Annotated in this window: 9 protein-coding genes and 3 pseudogenes; 4 read left to right on the top strand and 8 right to left on the bottom strand. The window is 41.9% G+C overall.

Annotation, left to right across the window (positions count from 1 at the left end):
* Window positions 1-3 precede the first annotated feature (3 nt).
* The 4 genes and pseudogenes from SJ312_RS07190 to SJ312_RS07205 form a co-directional block, all read left to right on the top strand.
* A complete protein-coding gene (locus SJ312_RS07190; protein ID WP_239407492.1) occupies window positions 4-507 on the top strand; it encodes a hypothetical protein in 504 nt (167 codons plus the stop codon).
* 90 nt (window positions 508-597) lie between these two features.
* Window positions 598-921: a hypothetical protein gene (locus SJ312_RS07195; protein WP_239407493.1), complete on the top strand. Its 324-nt coding sequence runs from the start codon at window positions 598-600 to the stop codon at window positions 919-921.
* Between the two features lie 247 nt (window positions 922-1,168).
* Window positions 1,169-1,492, top strand: a pseudogene (locus tag SJ312_RS07200) (VOC family protein); the annotation flags it as partial.
* A 27-nt stretch (window positions 1,493-1,519) separates the two neighbouring features.
* Window positions 1,520-1,645, top strand: a pseudogene (locus SJ312_RS07205) (IS30 family transposase); the annotation flags it as partial.
* A 227-nt stretch (window positions 1,646-1,872) separates the two neighbouring features.
* Here SJ312_RS07205 and SJ312_RS07210 read toward each other — a convergent pair.
* The 8 genes and pseudogenes from SJ312_RS07210 to SJ312_RS07245 all read right to left on the bottom strand — a co-directional run bounded on the left by SJ312_RS07210 (window position 1,873) and on the right by SJ312_RS07245 (window position 17,344).
* On the bottom strand, window positions 1,873-2,148 hold the full coding sequence (locus tag SJ312_RS07210; protein WP_404823943.1) for a hypothetical protein: 276 nt from the start codon (window positions 2,146-2,148) through the stop codon (window positions 1,873-1,875).
* A gap of 88 nt (window positions 2,149-2,236) precedes the next feature.
* Window positions 2,237-5,440 (bottom strand): type I restriction endonuclease subunit R, encoded by a 3,204-nt coding sequence (locus SJ312_RS07215; RefSeq protein WP_239407494.1) that lies wholly within the window; start codon window positions 5,438-5,440, stop codon window positions 2,237-2,239.
* Window positions 5,440-7,287, bottom strand: a complete 1,848-nt coding sequence (locus SJ312_RS07220) for a DUF262 domain-containing protein (protein ID WP_131680562.1) — start codon at window positions 7,285-7,287, stop codon at window positions 5,440-5,442. The genes SJ312_RS07215 and SJ312_RS07220 overlap by 1 nt, the downstream gene beginning before the upstream one ends.
* Complete coding sequence (locus SJ312_RS07225; RefSeq protein WP_239407495.1) at window positions 7,287-8,639, bottom strand: restriction endonuclease subunit S; 1,353 nt, start codon at window positions 8,637-8,639, stop codon at window positions 7,287-7,289. The genes SJ312_RS07220 and SJ312_RS07225 overlap by 1 nt, the downstream gene beginning before the upstream one ends.
* Window positions 8,639-10,036 (bottom strand): annotated as a pseudogene (locus tag SJ312_RS07230) (class I SAM-dependent DNA methyltransferase); the annotation flags it as partial. The pseudogene SJ312_RS07230 and the gene SJ312_RS07225, both read right to left, overlap by 1 nt.
* 182 nt (window positions 10,037-10,218) lie before the next feature.
* Window positions 10,219-12,405 (bottom strand): hypothetical protein, encoded by a 2,187-nt coding sequence (locus SJ312_RS07235; RefSeq protein ID WP_239407497.1) that lies wholly within the window; start codon window positions 12,403-12,405, stop codon window positions 10,219-10,221.
* Window positions 12,406-12,456: 51 nt separating this feature from the next.
* Window positions 12,457-15,474 carry a type III restriction-modification system endonuclease gene (locus SJ312_RS07240; protein WP_207392880.1) on the bottom strand — a complete coding sequence of 1,006 codons (3,018 nt, stop codon included), beginning with the start codon at window positions 15,472-15,474 and terminating at the stop codon, window positions 12,457-12,459.
* 1 nt (window position 15,475) lies between these two features.
* Window positions 15,476-17,344, bottom strand: coding sequence for a site-specific DNA-methyltransferase (locus tag SJ312_RS07245; RefSeq protein WP_319867315.1), 1,869 nt, complete (start codon window positions 17,342-17,344; stop codon window positions 15,476-15,478).
* Window positions 17,345-17,372 lie beyond the last annotated feature (28 nt).

Consider the following 17,372-nt stretch of genomic DNA (forward strand, 5'->3'; position numbering starts at 1 on the left):
TAAATGGCGTCAAATAATTATGGGTATGAAGATTTTGAAGCATTTACTTATCTTGACTATCACAACCTTGCTGTGTCCTGGAATTTAGCGAGAGGAGCTTTTTGTTCTCCCTCAGAATTACCATCTAATGAATATAGTAATAGCTTCCTTTCCGTTGCTATTGCCGGAATGCTATCAAATACCGATCCTACAAGGCTTTACAGCGAATTAGCCATTGATAGTGTTAGAGAATGTTTATTTCCTGATTGCGTATCAAGATTAAGAGGTTTTTTTGTTTTCGATGAAATAGAATCAATATCTAGATTTTGGAGTTGTAATTCTTGGGGCGGGCATTTTTCTGATCAATATTTATCTGATGTAGGTGTGACAGCAACTAGATCTACCAGAGTAGACTCCAATTGGATATCTCATATAGTTGATGTGGATGGCAGACTAAAAGAAGGTTGGCATGAGAATACAGTTAACTATTGGCGTGGAGATGCGTTTCCAGGTTCTGAACCTATATGAGAAAGGATCGTCGAAGGTTATTTAACGGTTTGGAGTCCCGTTGTTAGAAAAGAAGCAATATTAGAAATAGAGGCTGTCTGGCCAAACTCTTTGAAATTATTGAACTATTCTTGCCTGTGTGCTGCTTATGGCTCTTTAGATGGAATGATTTTCCCATTTTTGATGCAAGATGATGAAGGTAATATTAAAGTTACCTATATATCTAGAATGGTTCAAGCTAACGACAAAAATTTCATTGAAGCGATTATTGAAAACGCAAAGAAAAAGCCTTCCTTTAGTGTTAACTTGAACGATACGACAACTAATGACGAAGAGATCAGCACACCTGATCTAACCTTTTTAAATGTCTCACTATCCTCTGACGATAATTGTGCTTTTGCCGACTTTGTTAAACTCATGAGTCACTCTCAATGATTCACTTTCCGTGACCTGTTCCCCGTTAGTTAAAATACACGGCTGTTATGAAGTCATGTATTGTAACCTGATAGAATTGCATATTGTGAGGCCGATATGTCCGCTCCTCGCTCAAAGCGAACACTCAAGATTTGCCAGGGTTGTTTATCAGCCCTGTGCCAGAAACGGATCGTGCAGTGCTCAGGTTCGCTTATGGGGTGAAGTGGGTATCCATCTTAATTGAGAGTTACCAAGTAGAGAGGTTGCAATGACAGTTCTGCGCATCGTGGCAAATATCAGCACATCATCAATCAATGAAGTGCGTAGCTTCTATGCGAAACTTTTCAGTATGACCGTTGGCATGGATCACGGCTGGATCGTGACGCTTATGTCAGGGCAGAGTGCAGAAACGCAGATTAGCATTGCTGAGGAGGGTGGTTCGGTAACCCCTGTTCCCGACTTTTCGATTGAAGTCAGCAATATCGATGAAACCTTTGAAAGAGCTACAGCAAACAACTTTCCTATCGTTTACGGTTTAACCGATGAGCCTTGGGGTGTGCGCCGTTTCTACGTCAGAGATCCTGCTGGAAAGATAGTGAATATACTTAGTTATAAGGGGGTATCCGTTCATAGCCAGCAAAGATTAAATAGCATCGCTAGACAACTCAACGAGAGTCCAAGAAAAACGCTAGGTTATGAATCATCAGCAGAACGATTTAACCAGTGCGTTGCATCCACCGATTGAACTCACAGCTCATAGCGGACATCACACTCGTTAAATTGTTGAGCGAGGTACAGAACAAAATACCGAAGCTGATGACCTGTTGAAATTTAACTATAGTTTAGCTGTATTAGTGTGAATGCCTGCTAATTTCACTTTTAAATTAAAGCAATACGTAGGGTTCAGTATTGCACCTCACCTACTCCATCAGTAATCTTAATAAACTCAGTTCGGCAGATCTTTAAATGTTCTTATAAACATTTATTTTTCTTGTAAATTAACCAATCATTCCAGACATTACTCGCATTGAGATCCTGATAGCCACGGCTTTTGTCCATATCGTCGACAATGTCTGATGGCAACTCAAAAGTAGTAGCATTATCGCGGATCGACTCAACCTCACTCTGAGTTAATTCATATCCAGCCTCGTTCTCTTTAGATTCAAGCAGTGCTACAAGTGAAGGAATGAATACAATAGCCATTTCAGCCAGACTCCATAGCCGTTCAATACTTAATCTTTTTGGCACATATCTTCTACTGCCACAGACCTTTATTCAAAGTATACAAATACATCACCACCCTGAACGTATTTCCAAGATGGTGAATTATCATATGTTAACGTTGAGCTTCACTTACCTTTCCTAATCCCTTCATTAACACATCAAACATCAATCCAGCAAAGCCTTTCGCTATTGCTTCGTTAGACAGGAGTTTCATTGCCATCTCATTATGAATATCCATACTCTCAATAATGGCATTGTTGATTGACTCAGGGAATTGACCGAGCATAGCTTGTTCTTTGGTATTACTGCGCAGCTGATCCATAACGACTTCATTTTCTGAGATTTTGCCTGCAATCGTATTCGCATAGTTGAGCATATCATTTTCAGATAAGCCATCTTCAATAAACAAGTCGTTCATTCTCTGAATGATCTCGTTGAGCAATTCAGTTTTGGGATCTTTTGGCACAGCACCAGAGCCTTCTTTTGCCGCAGGCAAATAGGGCTTTGGTTCTTCTCCAATCATAAGGCCAAGCTGTAAATCGGCTTCGCGTTGCTCGTGAAGACGATAGTGTGTCATCACCACATCTGATAAATCAATTTCGTCTTCCACAACATCGAGGCGCAGCAACGGATGAAGATATTTGGCGAAAATACTCAGTTTTTCTAATTCATAATCATCAAAATTGACAATCTGAGACGTAAATTCGTAGTAGCGATAAAACGAGATGAGGTCTTTCTTGAATACCTCAAGAATATCTCGGGCTTCTTTCGCGTGCTTTACGCTATTTTCAGCATATTTAATTTTTTTGTCGTTCTTCTCAATTTTTGCCTTCGACAGCTCCGATTGTGCAGCTCGAAGAACTTGCGACGCTTCTTTGTAACGGACAGAAAAGCGGTCAACAGCAGGCTTACACAAATTAGCGAGTTTGGCTTGATTTGCTTGCTTGTTGTTATACGTTTCAACAAACATCTCAACCTCTCGCCATTGATAAATACCAACCTTGTCGAGCTTTTTCATTAGTTCATAGACAATGTTTGGATCAGAGACATCAGCTAGTTCTGCCGTTTGGAAATACACTTTAAACTCTGCCAATATGTCTTCAGGATCATTAACGAAGTCGAGCACAAAGGTTTTTTCTTTGCCTTTATAAGTACGGTTTAACCTCGAAAGCGTCTGAATACACTCAACACCTTTTAATGGCTTATCGACATACATCGCCACTAATTTCGGCTGGTCAAAACCTGTCTGGAATTTATTCGCCACCAACATGACTTGATAATCTGAGGTATCGAATGCTTTACGCATATCGCGACCACGGAGATTAGGGTTCATATTATTTTCAGTAAAAGGATGATCAGGAAAATCAGGATCATTCACCTCCCCCGAAAATGCCACCATCGCATTAACGTTGGTGTAGCCCTTATCTTGCACATATTTTTCAAAAGCAAGTTTGTAGCGTACTGCTTCTAAGCGACTGCTGGTGACGACCATCGCTTTGGCTTCGCCGCCTAGCAAATGCTTAATTTTATCATTGAAATGTTCAATGATAGTTTCCACTTTTTGAGCAATGTTGTAAGGGTGAAAGCGAACCCATTTTGCCATCTTCGATGCTGCTTTCTTACTGTCTACCTCATGGTCTAAATCTGGGTTTTTATGCGCTAATTGGTAAGCCACTCGATAACTGGTGTAGTTTTGCAGAACATCGAGAATAAAACCTTCCTCAATCGCTTGGCGCATTGAATAGACGTGGAAAGGCTGAGGTTTATTGGTATCGCTTGCTGGTTCTTCAGGGTTGGGTCTACGACCAAACAACTCTAATGTTTTTGCCTTCGGTGTCGCCGTAAAAGCAAAGTAGCTGAGTTTATTCGAGCCTTTACGAGCTTCCAGTGATAAACGCAGCATATCTTCACTATCTAGCTCTTCATCACCATCTAATTGCTCTGCCATAAGGACTTCTCGCAGTTTACGAGCCGTTGTCCCTGTCTGGCTTGAATGCGCTTCATCAGCAATCACAGCGTAGCTTCGGCCTGCAAGGGTTGAGTCTTGGCGTATCGCTTCTAATACGTGAGGAAAAGTTTGAATGGTCACGATAATAATAGAGGTGCTAGCCTTTAACTCCCCAGCTAATTGGCTGGATTTAGAGCCTTGAGCCTCTTCGCGGTTAACACGAGCAATCATCCCTTCGCTGTGGTCAAACTGATAAATAGTATCCTGTAATTGGCTATCTAACACCGTTCTGTCGGTGATCACAATAACGGAATCAAATACCTTATCCCCTGCTTGCTTATCAAGCTCAGGGTGATCAATATCATAGTGTTTTGATGCTAATTGGTGAGATAACCATGCAATCGAGTTTGATTTACCTGAACCTGCGCTGTGCTGGATCAAGTATTTATGCCCTGTCCCTTCATTGTCTACGGTTCTGAGCAACGTAGAGACCACCGACCACTGATGATAACGAGGAAAGATCAGCGTTTCTTTTTGGCTAATTGAACCATCTAAATTTGCAACATCTTTGACTTCAAGGTGAATATATCGCCCAAGGATAAGCAGCAGATTATCTTTTTGGAAAATTTCATTCCAAAGATAGGATGTCGCATAGCTGCCATCTTCGGGGATATCGTTCCCCTTACCACCTTCACTTGTCCCTCGGTCAAACGGTAAGAAATAGGTATTTTTGCCATTTAAGTTTGTGGTCATTGCCACGTTGTACTGGCTAACCGCGAAGTGAACCAGTGCCCCTCGTTTAAAAGTCAATAACGGTTCGGACTTATGTGTCTTCTTATCTTTAGGTAGCCTGTCCTTCATATATTGGACTTTGGCATTATCAATTGATTGTTTAAACTCAGATTTAAGCTCACAAGTGGCAACAGGTATTCCATTCACGAATAGCGTTAAATCTAATCGACCGTCATAACCATTGGGTGAGTAAACCAGTTCTGGCACAACACGTAAAATATTTCGCTGATAACGAACCGTTGCCGTTGGGTTCAGCTCGTGATCCGGTTTAAAGCTACACAGATCAAACTTAGCACCTCGATTATTGACCTTATTTCGCAATACCCAGAGTGTACCTTCTTTTTTAAGTTCTTGTTCTAATGATTTGAGTAGCACTTCAGCTGTTGTATTTGGAAAGTGCTGCGCGAGTTTATCCCATTGCTCTGGCTGTGTGGCTTTCACAAACGCAATAACGTCGTCAGGATAAAGGGCAAGCTCTTTGTTGTATTTGCCCGATTCGCCTAATAACCAACCGTGGGACAGCATTTGGTCAAGGATATCGTTTTGGAATATTTTTTCTTGTGCCACATCAGACATTAGTTAGCTTCCTCCAAACACCATATTTGTTCTGCTATCTGGCGATATAACTCACAACGTTCCTTGATATCAGCCACTTTCATTTCTGAATGGGCTTTAAATGCTAACCCATTGTTGGTGAATAGTTTATTGAAGTTAGGATTATTCTCATATGCTAATGGGTGTAGTGACTTAACCAGTAAGTTTTCTTTAATGTAGTGAGGAAGCTTATCTACATATGGTTTATCACTGTATGACTGATTTGTGCCTCGTGGAAGTAGTACCAAAGCACCAATCTTATTTCGAACATCATAAAAATCGTTTTGTTGTTCAAATTCATCTTTATGATCGTCAAAGTTATTCGCCCATAGATGTTCTATTTCAAAAGGCTTACCATTTGTTGCATGATAGTAGGTCGAAAAGTCTGTATTTGCCCCAGCTAAACTATCGACATAACTCGATAAACGTGAAAGTAAGTACTTAACGAAACGACCGTTTTGCCCATGTAGACAAAACCTATCAAAACCATCCCATCTTTCATCCATATCACTCAGCATTTTATCGAAAATAACGAGTAGCTCGTTATAGTCTTTATTACGGATTTCTTTAACCAAATTGTACATCGTATAGCGAATCGAGCTGGCAGAGAAGTTACGAAAGTTAATCGCTCTACGAACACAGAAAATATCAATATACTTCGCCACAAGATTCATTTTTTTGTTGGCTAATTCAATGGAGTCTGTCGTTTTTAACGGTGCAAGCATCAAAGGATAACTTAATGAGGTTGCTATCCCCCATTGATAGATGTAATGAATTGAATCGAGTCCTGACGTTATCGTTTCTTCTGCTTGACGCAGACGCTTATACGCGTTCACGTAGTATTTAAACTCGGTATTAATAAACGCATCAAACTCATTTTCACCTGCCTTAGCAAGCTTCATCTTGGATAGGTTATCTCTAACCCAGTTATGGAAACGAGTACCAATTTTTTCAAAGTCTTCGTTAAGTGAGCCGGCTTTACTTTGGCGGATGGACTCAGCGTATTTTGCTCTTAGCCACGCCTGAATAAAACGTTGATCTTCTTCTTTATCAAAAGCTTTAAGGTCAATGACCGTTTGTTTCCAGAAATCGTTAGCCTTTTGCCGCTTTTTATCATCGCGATACTTCGATAGCAAAAAACCTTTTAACATTTCAGTTGGGGTTAAATTTAGCCCCCTGTCGTTCATTGTCTCAAAAATAGTGTAGGCATTTTCATCGTTATATGCCACGATTTCGACAAGAACAACTAATTCTTTAAACCAGTCAATAAATAACGGAAATACTTTTTCATCAATGCGGTCTATTGGAAATGCATCACAGATATTTTGATAACGAGCCACCATGTTAACCGTTGAGGCATCTGCATCTTCTGGTGGTACGTACTCCCCTTGGTTAAATAAGGCATCAAGGCAGGCTGTACGCTCAGGTACATCTATATTGAATGATTTTACTCCAAATTTCTCAGAGAAAATCATACCTGAAATAGCTTCTTTTAAACCAAGTTCTCGTTGTTTATTATTCAGATAAATCAAAAATAATGTTAGTGACGTTAAACGTTGCTGACCATCGATAATACTGCGTTTACCCGACTTTTCACTAAGGACAAAGGGACCTAAATAGTAACTGTTGTAATCAGCCACATCTTGACGTTGGTGTTTTGGGTCGTAATTGTCCAAAAATGCATTACACAAGTCGGTAACAAGCTGCTCTATGTGGGTCTGCTCCCAGCTATATTCACGCTGATAGTAATCAACGGTGTATTTTTTATTATCGAGCACTTCTAAAATAGAACGATTATTTGCATCAATTTTATTTTCAAAACGACTCATTATTGAATTCCTTTTGGTTGCCAATCACGCACATCAATTTTGCCTGTTACTGCGGCTAATATAAGAGCGGTTTTGCGTTCTTTCATCAATTGAATCGCATTGGTCGCTTTTTTAATTATCAAATCACATTTAGCTGTTTGTATGTCGAGATACTTGGCTATAGATTTTTGTTCAATATTTGAAGGTAATAGAATGTGAAACCAACGAAGATCTGCTTGGAACAAATGGGGTACACCCATTCCACCTTGCATTCTTTTAATAACGTTTTGTGTATAAGTGCTTACAAAAAAGTAGTATAAATATTCTGGGTGGATATTACCTCTAGATCTTATTACAGCAATAGAGCTATTGACAGTTGCTGGCTCTGGCAAGCTTCTAACAAGGTTTGTTGTACCAGTTGTTGAACCGTCTTTTGTAACTAGCAAGTCGTTTTCTTGAAGCATTATCTCCGGTGATTCATCGTAGCGTTGCTTTGTAATGTAGTTAACATTTTCAAAGTCGATATCTGAACCTTTGATGTTTGGTGTAGCTAAAAATATATAACCCTCAGGTACATACTCATCAGCTTTGAGTCCCTTCCAACCGAGTCGGGCTTTCACTGAGCATTCAAAACCTAAGCGGGATCTATCCCAATGCTCAGGCACTTCACCCAACCATTCCACACCTGAATCTTTCATTGGAACATCTGGGTTAAGCCCTTTGGTAACAGCATTAGAAATCACCGCTTGGCGTTTCTCTTGTATCAGTTCAATCAATTTTTCTTGCTTAGCTATTAAAGTGTCGATCTTGGCTGTTTCATGATCGAGGAAATTAGCGATTTTTTGTTGTTCTTTACGGTCGAAAATAGGAGAACTGATACTTCCTAGTAGCTCTAAGTTGAGACCATCCCTCAGATCCCCTCCAGCCATGTTTCGAATTTTTTGATAATTGCTAGTTAGCCACCAAAATAAAAAACGAGAAGATATATCCTTACTTGGAACAATAGCTGCCATTGACTGATTACACGTAGAATCAATAGCTAGTTGAGCAACCATTCCTTTAGTCTTTCCTTGACCAGCTAAAGCCATTACCAACGATTGTTTTGGAATCCACTTGGCACTACTATTATTAAAAGCATCTCTAGTAATAAATGCTGATGGTTTTTCAATTAGGCTTTGGTTCACTGCGCCAGAGTTTAACCAAGGAATTGAACCATTTTCCCAGAACGATAAATTGTCTTTACTTGGTGTTCCACCTGAATAAAGGTGTGAAGTCCACTTCAAGCTAACTGACTGCCAATGACTTGGGAGAAAGTCGAACCATGCTGAGTTGTACTCCTTATACTCCGAATACGCCTTATAACGCCCCGTCATTATGAATGTACCCCTTTCAGCAACTGCATAATTTCAGCTGATATCGCATCCAACTCCGCATCAATCTCTTCTAATGCTCTCGGTGGCTCATAAACATAGAAATGGCGGTTAAATGGGATTTCATATCCAACAATACCCACTTCACCATCTTTCGGGTCTAGTTTGGTTTCATCAATCCAAGCATCCGGTACGTGTGGAAGAACTTCTCGAGCAAAGTAATCAGCAATATTTTCAGTGAGTGGTACGTTTTCGTTATCACGCAAATCAGGATTAGATTCAATCTGGCCTTTGGCTTTGCACACTTCAGCTTCATCATCGTGCTCACCAAGGTGTTTCACGATCAGTTTCAACTGTACTGCACTTAATTTAACTTCTGCCAGCTTAGTTTTTAACTGTTTGAGGAATTTATCCCGAGACAAATATTTTTCGGCTTCAAATGACGTAAGCGCATCAAGAATAGCTTGTTGAATGGGTTCATCCATTTTCTGCCAAACACTATCTGCTTGCAGAGCTTCGAGGCGTATAGCATCTTTCGGGAAAATTGCTAATTTCAGTGGACGTTCAACCGTAATTCGTCGATAGCCAAACGCTCTGTAATCAAAAATTTTGCTAAAGTCATTTTCTACAAACTGACCGTATATTTGCACGATTGTCTCAATCGCTTCTTCTGTCAGTTCTTTACGCTTACTGCCCAGTGATTTACGCATAGCAGCATAAAACACGTTTTCATCATTGCCTTCAACTTCACCGCCACCACTACGCCCACCTGTTTTAGCACGTTCTTTTGACGCATTAATTAGCTGAACCTTACCTTTGCGAGTAGTTAGTTTATGGTTAGATAACACCCAAATATAAGTGGCAATACCCGTGTTGTAGAACATATCAGTAGGCAGTGCCACAATCGCTTCGAGTAAGTCATTTTCCAGAATATAGCGTCTAATTTCACTCTCACCGCTACCCGCTCCGCCAGTAAAAAGTGGGGAACCATTCAGGATAATACCGATACGTGAACCACCGTCGCTTTCAGGGCGCATTTTACTAATCAGGTGCATCAAAAACAGTAATGAACCATCAGACACACGAGGTAACCCTGCACCAAAGCGTCCTTCAAAACCTTTTTGGGTATGCTCATCAGTGATGTATTTTTGGATTTTCTTCCAATCCACACCAAAAGGCGGATTAGATAGCATATAGTCAAACTTATCATTGCGGAGCTGATCATTCGATAAGGTGTTACCCAGCTTGATATTATCGACCTTTTGCCCCTTAATCAGCATATCTGCTTTACAGATTGCGTATGACTCTGGGTTTAGCTCTTGACCAAATGCGGATAAAGAAGCTTTCTCGTTCAGTTTGTGGACATACTCCATACCAGACGATAAGAAGCCGCCTGTTCCCATTCACACGTAACATTCACTACTGGTGACAATGGCTTTAGGCCATTATTCCTCTGCATCGTACGCGATTCTTAAATTGTCCATAGGTTACCATTCTAAGTGGTGACATTTTGGTGATATTGTCACCACCTTGTCATCCTGCGCGTCATCTCTATTGTTGACTTCAGAATGAGACGTTGCCATTAGTTTCCAAGCTGTTTCACCTCATTGTACAAGGTATAAAGACGATGAGCAGACATATCAAGGATTGGCTCATACATAAATGAGTTCAAATGTATGTTTTCTGGTGTCATCAAATTTACTTGATCCAGTAAGCGTATGATGCCTGTGTGACCTGGAAGCATTTCAACATACTTATCAAACAGCTCTCGTGTCTGATTAGATTCGATACTATCTACAAATGCTTGGTCATTAATCTGGGCAATCATGAATTGCTCTGCTTTCAGCCGGATAGCCATTGCAACAATAACTTTGGATTCAAGCTCAGGTGACTCATGCGCAGCGCTTGATAATACGTCTGCCTTCTGAAATATCTTGTCAATCACACGTGATGTAGTATCTGGCAGGATCAAGGCAGGCTTATCTACAAGTACAGCTCGATATATATCTTGTAATTCCTGCACCGTGATGTTTTGACTATTTGCCTTTAGATGAAGCAGTGATGTCAGTGTTAAGTAATGAGCATCGTACCCACAGTATTCAGCGAGATTTCTAACAAATGGAATACTGGCTAGCATGTAATGCTCATTTTGATGCATATCTCGCTTCCAAGCGACGAATACATCATTCTGGTACTTTTCAGGATTAAGTTTTATTTCCGTCGATGTCTTAGTAGCCAGCATTCGCCTATTGCGCGCAACGCGATTTCTGCTTCCAATTATTCGACCACCTACAATTCTATGAAAATCGAAGTTATGCGTAAGAATCAAAAGGTAGAAATGTGTAACCTGAGCAATATCACGAAGGTACTCAACGATTGCATACTTATTTTTGTAATCAAAGGAGTCGGCAATATCGTCTATGACGATCAATATCGGTGCGCCTGCGTTCTTTTTAGCTTCAATTTCAAAAAGAACATTCAGGATGTAAAGTGCACGTTTCTCGCCTTGGCTTAGAGTATCAAGCAAGGTTTCATGTTTAACCTGCTGCTGACCACCGCGACCATCATCAAAGTCAAACTCGATAGATGGGGCAGCGTTATTAAGAATGACATCATCCTGATTGTCCACCCTAAGCTTGAATGGAACGGAAAATCGCTTGTTGAATATATCGACAACGCCCTTCCAAATCGTTTCCTGCTGCTTCGCTTGATCAATAATGTATTTAACTTTTTCCTGATTTGACTTGTAGGTTGAGACAAGGTCATCCCAAACTGATTGGTGTGATTGAAGATAGCCTGTAATCAGCTTTTTCTTGAAGCCCTTTACGTCCTTATATTCCGGCAATAGCTCTTGGTGTTCTGAAATAAAATCTCGAAAGGCATGAGTCTCTTTTGTGGTTAGCTTTTTATCGACCTTGCTAAATTTTTCTTTCAGTTCGGGATTCTGAAAAACCTTATTCTGCTCTTCCTGCAGAATTTCATTTAAACGGTCTTTGGAAGTTACTTCTTGCTTTTGGCCATTAATTGAAAGATTGACGCTATGAGATGCATCAAAGAAGCCTGTATCGGAGAGGCTTTTAGAAACAGTTCCCGCTTTCTGGTGATTGAAACTCCTCGACAAAACCGCTGATTCGCTAATGAGTTTTTCATAGGTTTCCACATAACCAGTCAACTCCTGCTCGAAACTCTCTGTAGCAGCGAGATCCAGAACCTTTGGATTAAAAAGATCTCCATACTTAAACTCGGCAAAACTAGAATAATCTTGCGCAGTCTGAAGCTTCAATTCAGCCAACAGGTCAAGAAACTCCTTTTCCGGCCGATCAAATGCTTCACAGATCAACTCCGGAATCGCTTTGTTCTGCTTTCCTGATGACTTTGCTAACTCCTTTATTAGCAGGGCTCTTTTATCATCGACTTCTTTTAAGGCCTCGTCATAGTCACGCTTTAGGGCCTCATTAACCAATAGCGTGGAAACCTGCTTGGAGCTATAACTTTCGTCGTATGAATTAATTACCATTATCTGGCCAGCATCAACTGGCTGGCCATCTAAAGTAACAACTCGTTTCGTTGCTCGCTCAGGAAAGATAACGTCCTTTGACTGCCTGTCGTCTTCAATGTCCTTTAGTGTCTTGGCCAGAGAGGTTTTCAATGTTCCATTGGGCGCATACAAAGAGCACACGCCGTCAACGCCATCAATTCTGGTAAAGTCTAACTCCTGCACCAGTTTATTGATGCCATAACAGTTCTCCAGATCCAGTCCAAGTTTCATTTTGACTTCCTTTTAAAATCGTTCATTTCAAAAACTGTGAATTAACAATGCTCACGCATACCTGCTTGAAAACTCATCCATCGAATTAGATACCGTAAACTTCACGTCATCACCCAGTGCTTCAAAGTGTGCATAACCACATTTGATTTTGGCATTTTCCTCCGGACGTCGTTCCACCGAGAAAAGCGTGCTCTTGGTTTCGACGACAAAATAGAGTTTTTCTTTCCCATCCTGATCAATCAACACTGCCCAGTCGGGGTTGTATCCACCCAATGGCGTATCGATTTTGAACCATCCGGGGAGCTTGGCGTAGATCTTAATATCGTCGTTTAACTCGAACGCCGAGGCAAATTCCAGCTCGATATCGGAGTCGTAAACCACATGGTCAAAAACGGACTTTTCGGCCTTAACCATGTTGTCTTTCAGATAACCAAACAATTCGTTCTTTTGGAATAATTCCTGAGCATAGAATTGGTCATCACCAATTTTGTGATACTTGATGCCATCGACGATAAACAGGCGCATCTGGCTTTTGATGATGCTGGCGGCCTGCTCGATAAATTTCTGCGGATTGTTCTTGAATGATTCCAGGCGACCGCTTTTGTTGATAATGGTAACAATGGTGCGGCGTGTCAGGTTGGTTTCGTTCTGTAAATAAGTAATCAAATCGGGCAAATCGAACGCGCGCGATTCGTACAGGCTGCTTGTTTCCTGAACCTGTTGTGTATGCACCCCACCACGGTCTATTTCAGTCTTAGCCTTACGATAGGTGAAGCGAGCCTTGCCGACCTGAAGGTTAATTTTGATCTCTTCAGCGCACTTTTCAATCAATGCGTTGGTATCAAAGTCCACGCGGAACGTGGTTTTGTATTTAATACGATCCCACAGCGCCTGAAACTCGGGGCTCAGATACACCGCTTTGTTCAGGGAAACCTTGGCTTTGTCGTCACGGTTTTTGATGTTCAGATTACCGGATACTTTTTTCAGTACCGACACAATCTGTGCTGCATGGGGCTGGAATACCTCCGGCAACGCCAGAGTACCGCTCTTTAACGATACCTTGAGGCTATCCTGAACTTTGCCCTTGTTGTCAATGTGGCCTTCGCTCTGCAAGTGATCCCACAGTTGTTTGGATGCTTCGGTACCCAAGTATTCGTGATTGTGATCATCAACCAGCACCACGATATTGGCAAACAGGTGCTTTTCAACCACACCAAATTTGATGCCTTCTTCGTTTTCGATTTCCTTCTGCAATTGCTCTGCAAATTGCTCGTAGGATTCATTGGCCATTACGGTGAGTGTATTCACCGCAAAACCGTGTACCCGCTCACCATTCTGATTTACACAGATACGCAAGCCCCGACCAATTTCCTGACGTTTTTTAATGACAGATGTGGTTTCGTTCAGGGTGCAGATCTGGAACACGTTCGGGTTATCCCAACCTTCCTTCAACGCTGAATGAGAGAAGATAAACTTCAGCTTCGAATCAAAGCTCAGCAGTTTCTCTTTATCTTTCATGATCAGGTTATAGGCGCTTTCATCAGCAGCGGTTTTACCCGATGAGTCTTTCACCATCTCGTTGCCTGAGCTGTCTTTCTTCTTGTCGACCGAGAAATAGCCGTTATGCACACCATCCGCAGCCGTATCCAGATCGGCACCTTCAAATAGCTGGCTGTACTTGGGTTTGCGAATGGCGCGATCGTATTCTTCTTCAAACATCAGAGCGAACTTACCCTTTTGCGGGTTACCGTCTTCGTCGTACCAGCGGTAGTTGGCGACCTTGTCGATAAAAAACAGGCTCAGAACCTTAATGCCCTGTGGGCGTAGGCGCATTTCTTTATCGAGATGTTCTTCAATGGTCTTGCGGATCTGCAGGCGTTTAAACTCATCCGGGTCTACTTCGCCCAAGGTCTGACCCAGTTTCAGAATATCGGACTTACTGGTAAAGCTGATGTATTCATTGCCCTGTTCGCAGTAGACGTCATCAATGATGTAGCCGTCGTACACGTCGCGGCCACCGCTGTACTTGGCATCCAGCAAATCCGTTCCGCTGGTTACCGTAACTTCCTTACGCTTAATACTGCCATTCTTCAAACGAGCATCAATTTCGATTTTGGCACTGTTCGGGCTTTTCTTGTTGTTCACACTAATCAGCTTGATATAGGCCTTGTTATGGCCATCCTTTACCTCAATGCCAGCCACTTCAATTTGCTTAACGAGTTTTTGCTCGTAGGCATCGACTGAATCCAGCTTGTAGAGCATATGATGCTTTTCGACGTGTGTTGCAGAATAACGCAGTGTACACATGGGGTTAAGCGAGGCGATTGCCTCTTTACTTTTATCGGTCGTGTCAACGCTCTGCGGCTCATCCACAATTACAATCGGGTTGGTTTGCTGGATAAACTCAATTGGCTTGGCACCGGTCATGCGGTCGTGTGCCCGGTGAATGATGTTGGCTTTGCTCTCTTGTTCCGGGTCGGTAAAGCTTTTCCGGAAGGCATCGATATTGATCACCATGATTTGAATATCGGGGCTAGTGGCAAAGTTGCGAACATCGGACAGCTTACTGGAGTCGTAAGTGAAATAATCAAAAGCCACGTTTTCGTACAATTCTTTAAAATGATTCGCCGTAATTTCCAGTGACTTCTGCACCCCTTCTTTAATGGCGATTGACGGCACCACGATAATAAACTTGGTAAAACCATAGAGCCGGTTCATTTCGAAAACCGTACGCAGGTAAACGTAGGTTTTACCTGTGCCGGTTTCCATTTCCACCGTCAGGTTGATGCCGCCTTTTGAATCAAAATCTTCTGACGGCGCGAGGCCATTTTTCAACTGTATTTTGCGGATATTGGCATGGATATCTTCATCCAGCAGGCGCAGGCGGTTACCGATACCCAGGCTATCTTCCTGAGTACCATAAAACAGCGTTCCTTCCTCCCAGGATTGCAAAGGTGCCACAGTGAAGTTAGTTTGGCAAATTTCCTGACCGGCGAAGACGCCCGTAACGGACTCAATCGCCTGGCGCTGATAATCCAGATTGGCATCGAACTGAATCTTCATGCTCATTTTAGAGGCTCCTTACGTCTTCAATACCAGCCTGTTTGAGAATCTGTACTGCATTGGTTTTTACCACGTCGTCGGCAAAACCGGCGTCTTTGAATACCACTCGCATGATTTCTGGCTTCAGTTCGTCTTTGAGCTTAGCGATGCCTTCTACGACATCAAGGGTAATGTCGTCTGACAGGCAAATCATCAGCGCCCCCATGCCGATATCAAATACCTTATGGCCCGCCACGCTATGCTCTGTAATCGGCAAGGTCAGGTCTAGGCCGTACTTCAGCAGCACCTCAAAAAGCACATCGTCTTCTTTACGATCAAGCTTGATATTGGAGATCTGCTCTTCCAGATCCTGCTCAGTCAGATCAAAGTCCAGCTCCCAAGGCTTGATATTGGTAGAGTCGAGTTTGAAAACTTTAAAACCGAGGTCGCCTTGGTAATCTGGGTTTTCTTCTTTGATTTTGGCGGAAGCTCGTCGAACACGCTGCTTACTGATGTCCGCAATGGTTTTATAACCTTCTTTAAACGCGAGCGAATCTTTTTCAATAACCTCGGGCAACTGAACCATAATAAACTTTCGACCGCAACTTTCCTCTACGTTAAGTTGGTATACTGCATGGGCAGTTGTTGAAGAACCTGCAAAAAAATCCAGGATCAAATCATCGGACTTGGTAGATATTCGCAGACATCTTTCAATAAGCCCAACTGGCTTCGGAGTTTCGAATACTTTACTTTTTAACAACCCCTTAACGGTCAAACTACCCTTTTTGTTACCCTCTATTCCCTGCCAAAGGTTAGAAGGCTGTTTAAGCCTTCCTTCTAAATAGAATTTCTGATACGGCTTCCAACCATCATCTCCCTTCTTCCATTCAATTCGATTCTCAGAAATAAGCTTGATATACGAATCTTCACCACATCGCCAACGACTTTCATACCCAGTTGGACCTACTGGATATATATCGTTTCCATCGGGGTCCTTTATTGCGTAATACATCGTGGGCCTATCTTCTCTGCGGTCTTCACCACCTGTTTTTCGAAGTGATCGAGTAAGATACTTGCCCCATTGATCTTCTTGATCGTAGATCTTTTCATCTTCTTTAGAGAAAGGAAGACCTAGGAGTGCAGCTGAAGATGTTTTTGCATAGACCAAAACGTAATCAATTTCATTCACAAGTATGTCGTAGCCTTGCCCACTTGGCGTACCTGTTGGCCTAGAAACTATTCCACGGCAGTTTTCTTCTCCAAAGATTTCGTCGCATATTTTTTTTAAATTGGCAATCTCGTTATCGTCGATAGATATGAATATAACCCCATCATCTTTCAAAAGGTTCCTAGCCAACTTCAAGCGCGGATACATCATATTTAACCAGTCCGTGTGATAGCGTCCGCTGGTCTCTGGATTATTTGATAGATTTCTTCCTTCACCATCTACCTGACCGGTGATCTCTTTATAGTTTTTGATATTGTCTTTGAAGTTATCTTTATAAACAAAGTCTTTACCCGTGTTATATGGAGGGTCGATATAGATCATCTTGACCTTTTTGTGATAGCTCTTTTGCAGGAGCTTGAGCACTTCGAGGTTGTCACCTTCGATAAACAGGTTCTGAGTGTTATCCCAATCAACGGATTCTTCTTTGCAGGGGCGTAAAGTGCCGGTGCTTGGGGTTTGTGCCAGCATGCGGGCTTTGCTTTTGCCATTCCAGGTGAAGCTGTAGCGTTCTTCACGGCCATCGATATAGTCACCTAGCACTTCTTTCAGCGCATCGAAGTCGACTTTGCCTTCGCTAAAAGCTTCTGGGAACAGTTCTTTGAGTTTACTGATGTTGTCGGCGACTATGTCCATGCTCTGTGAATCCACTTCTGGAATAACGTTTTTCACTGTGTATCCTCTCAATTCTTTTGTTTTC

Origin of the sequence: Providencia sp. CIM-Carb-044 (genome assembly GCF_033901115.1) — a bacterium.
Lineage (GTDB): Bacteria > Pseudomonadota > Gammaproteobacteria > Enterobacterales > Enterobacteriaceae > Providencia > Providencia hangzhouensis.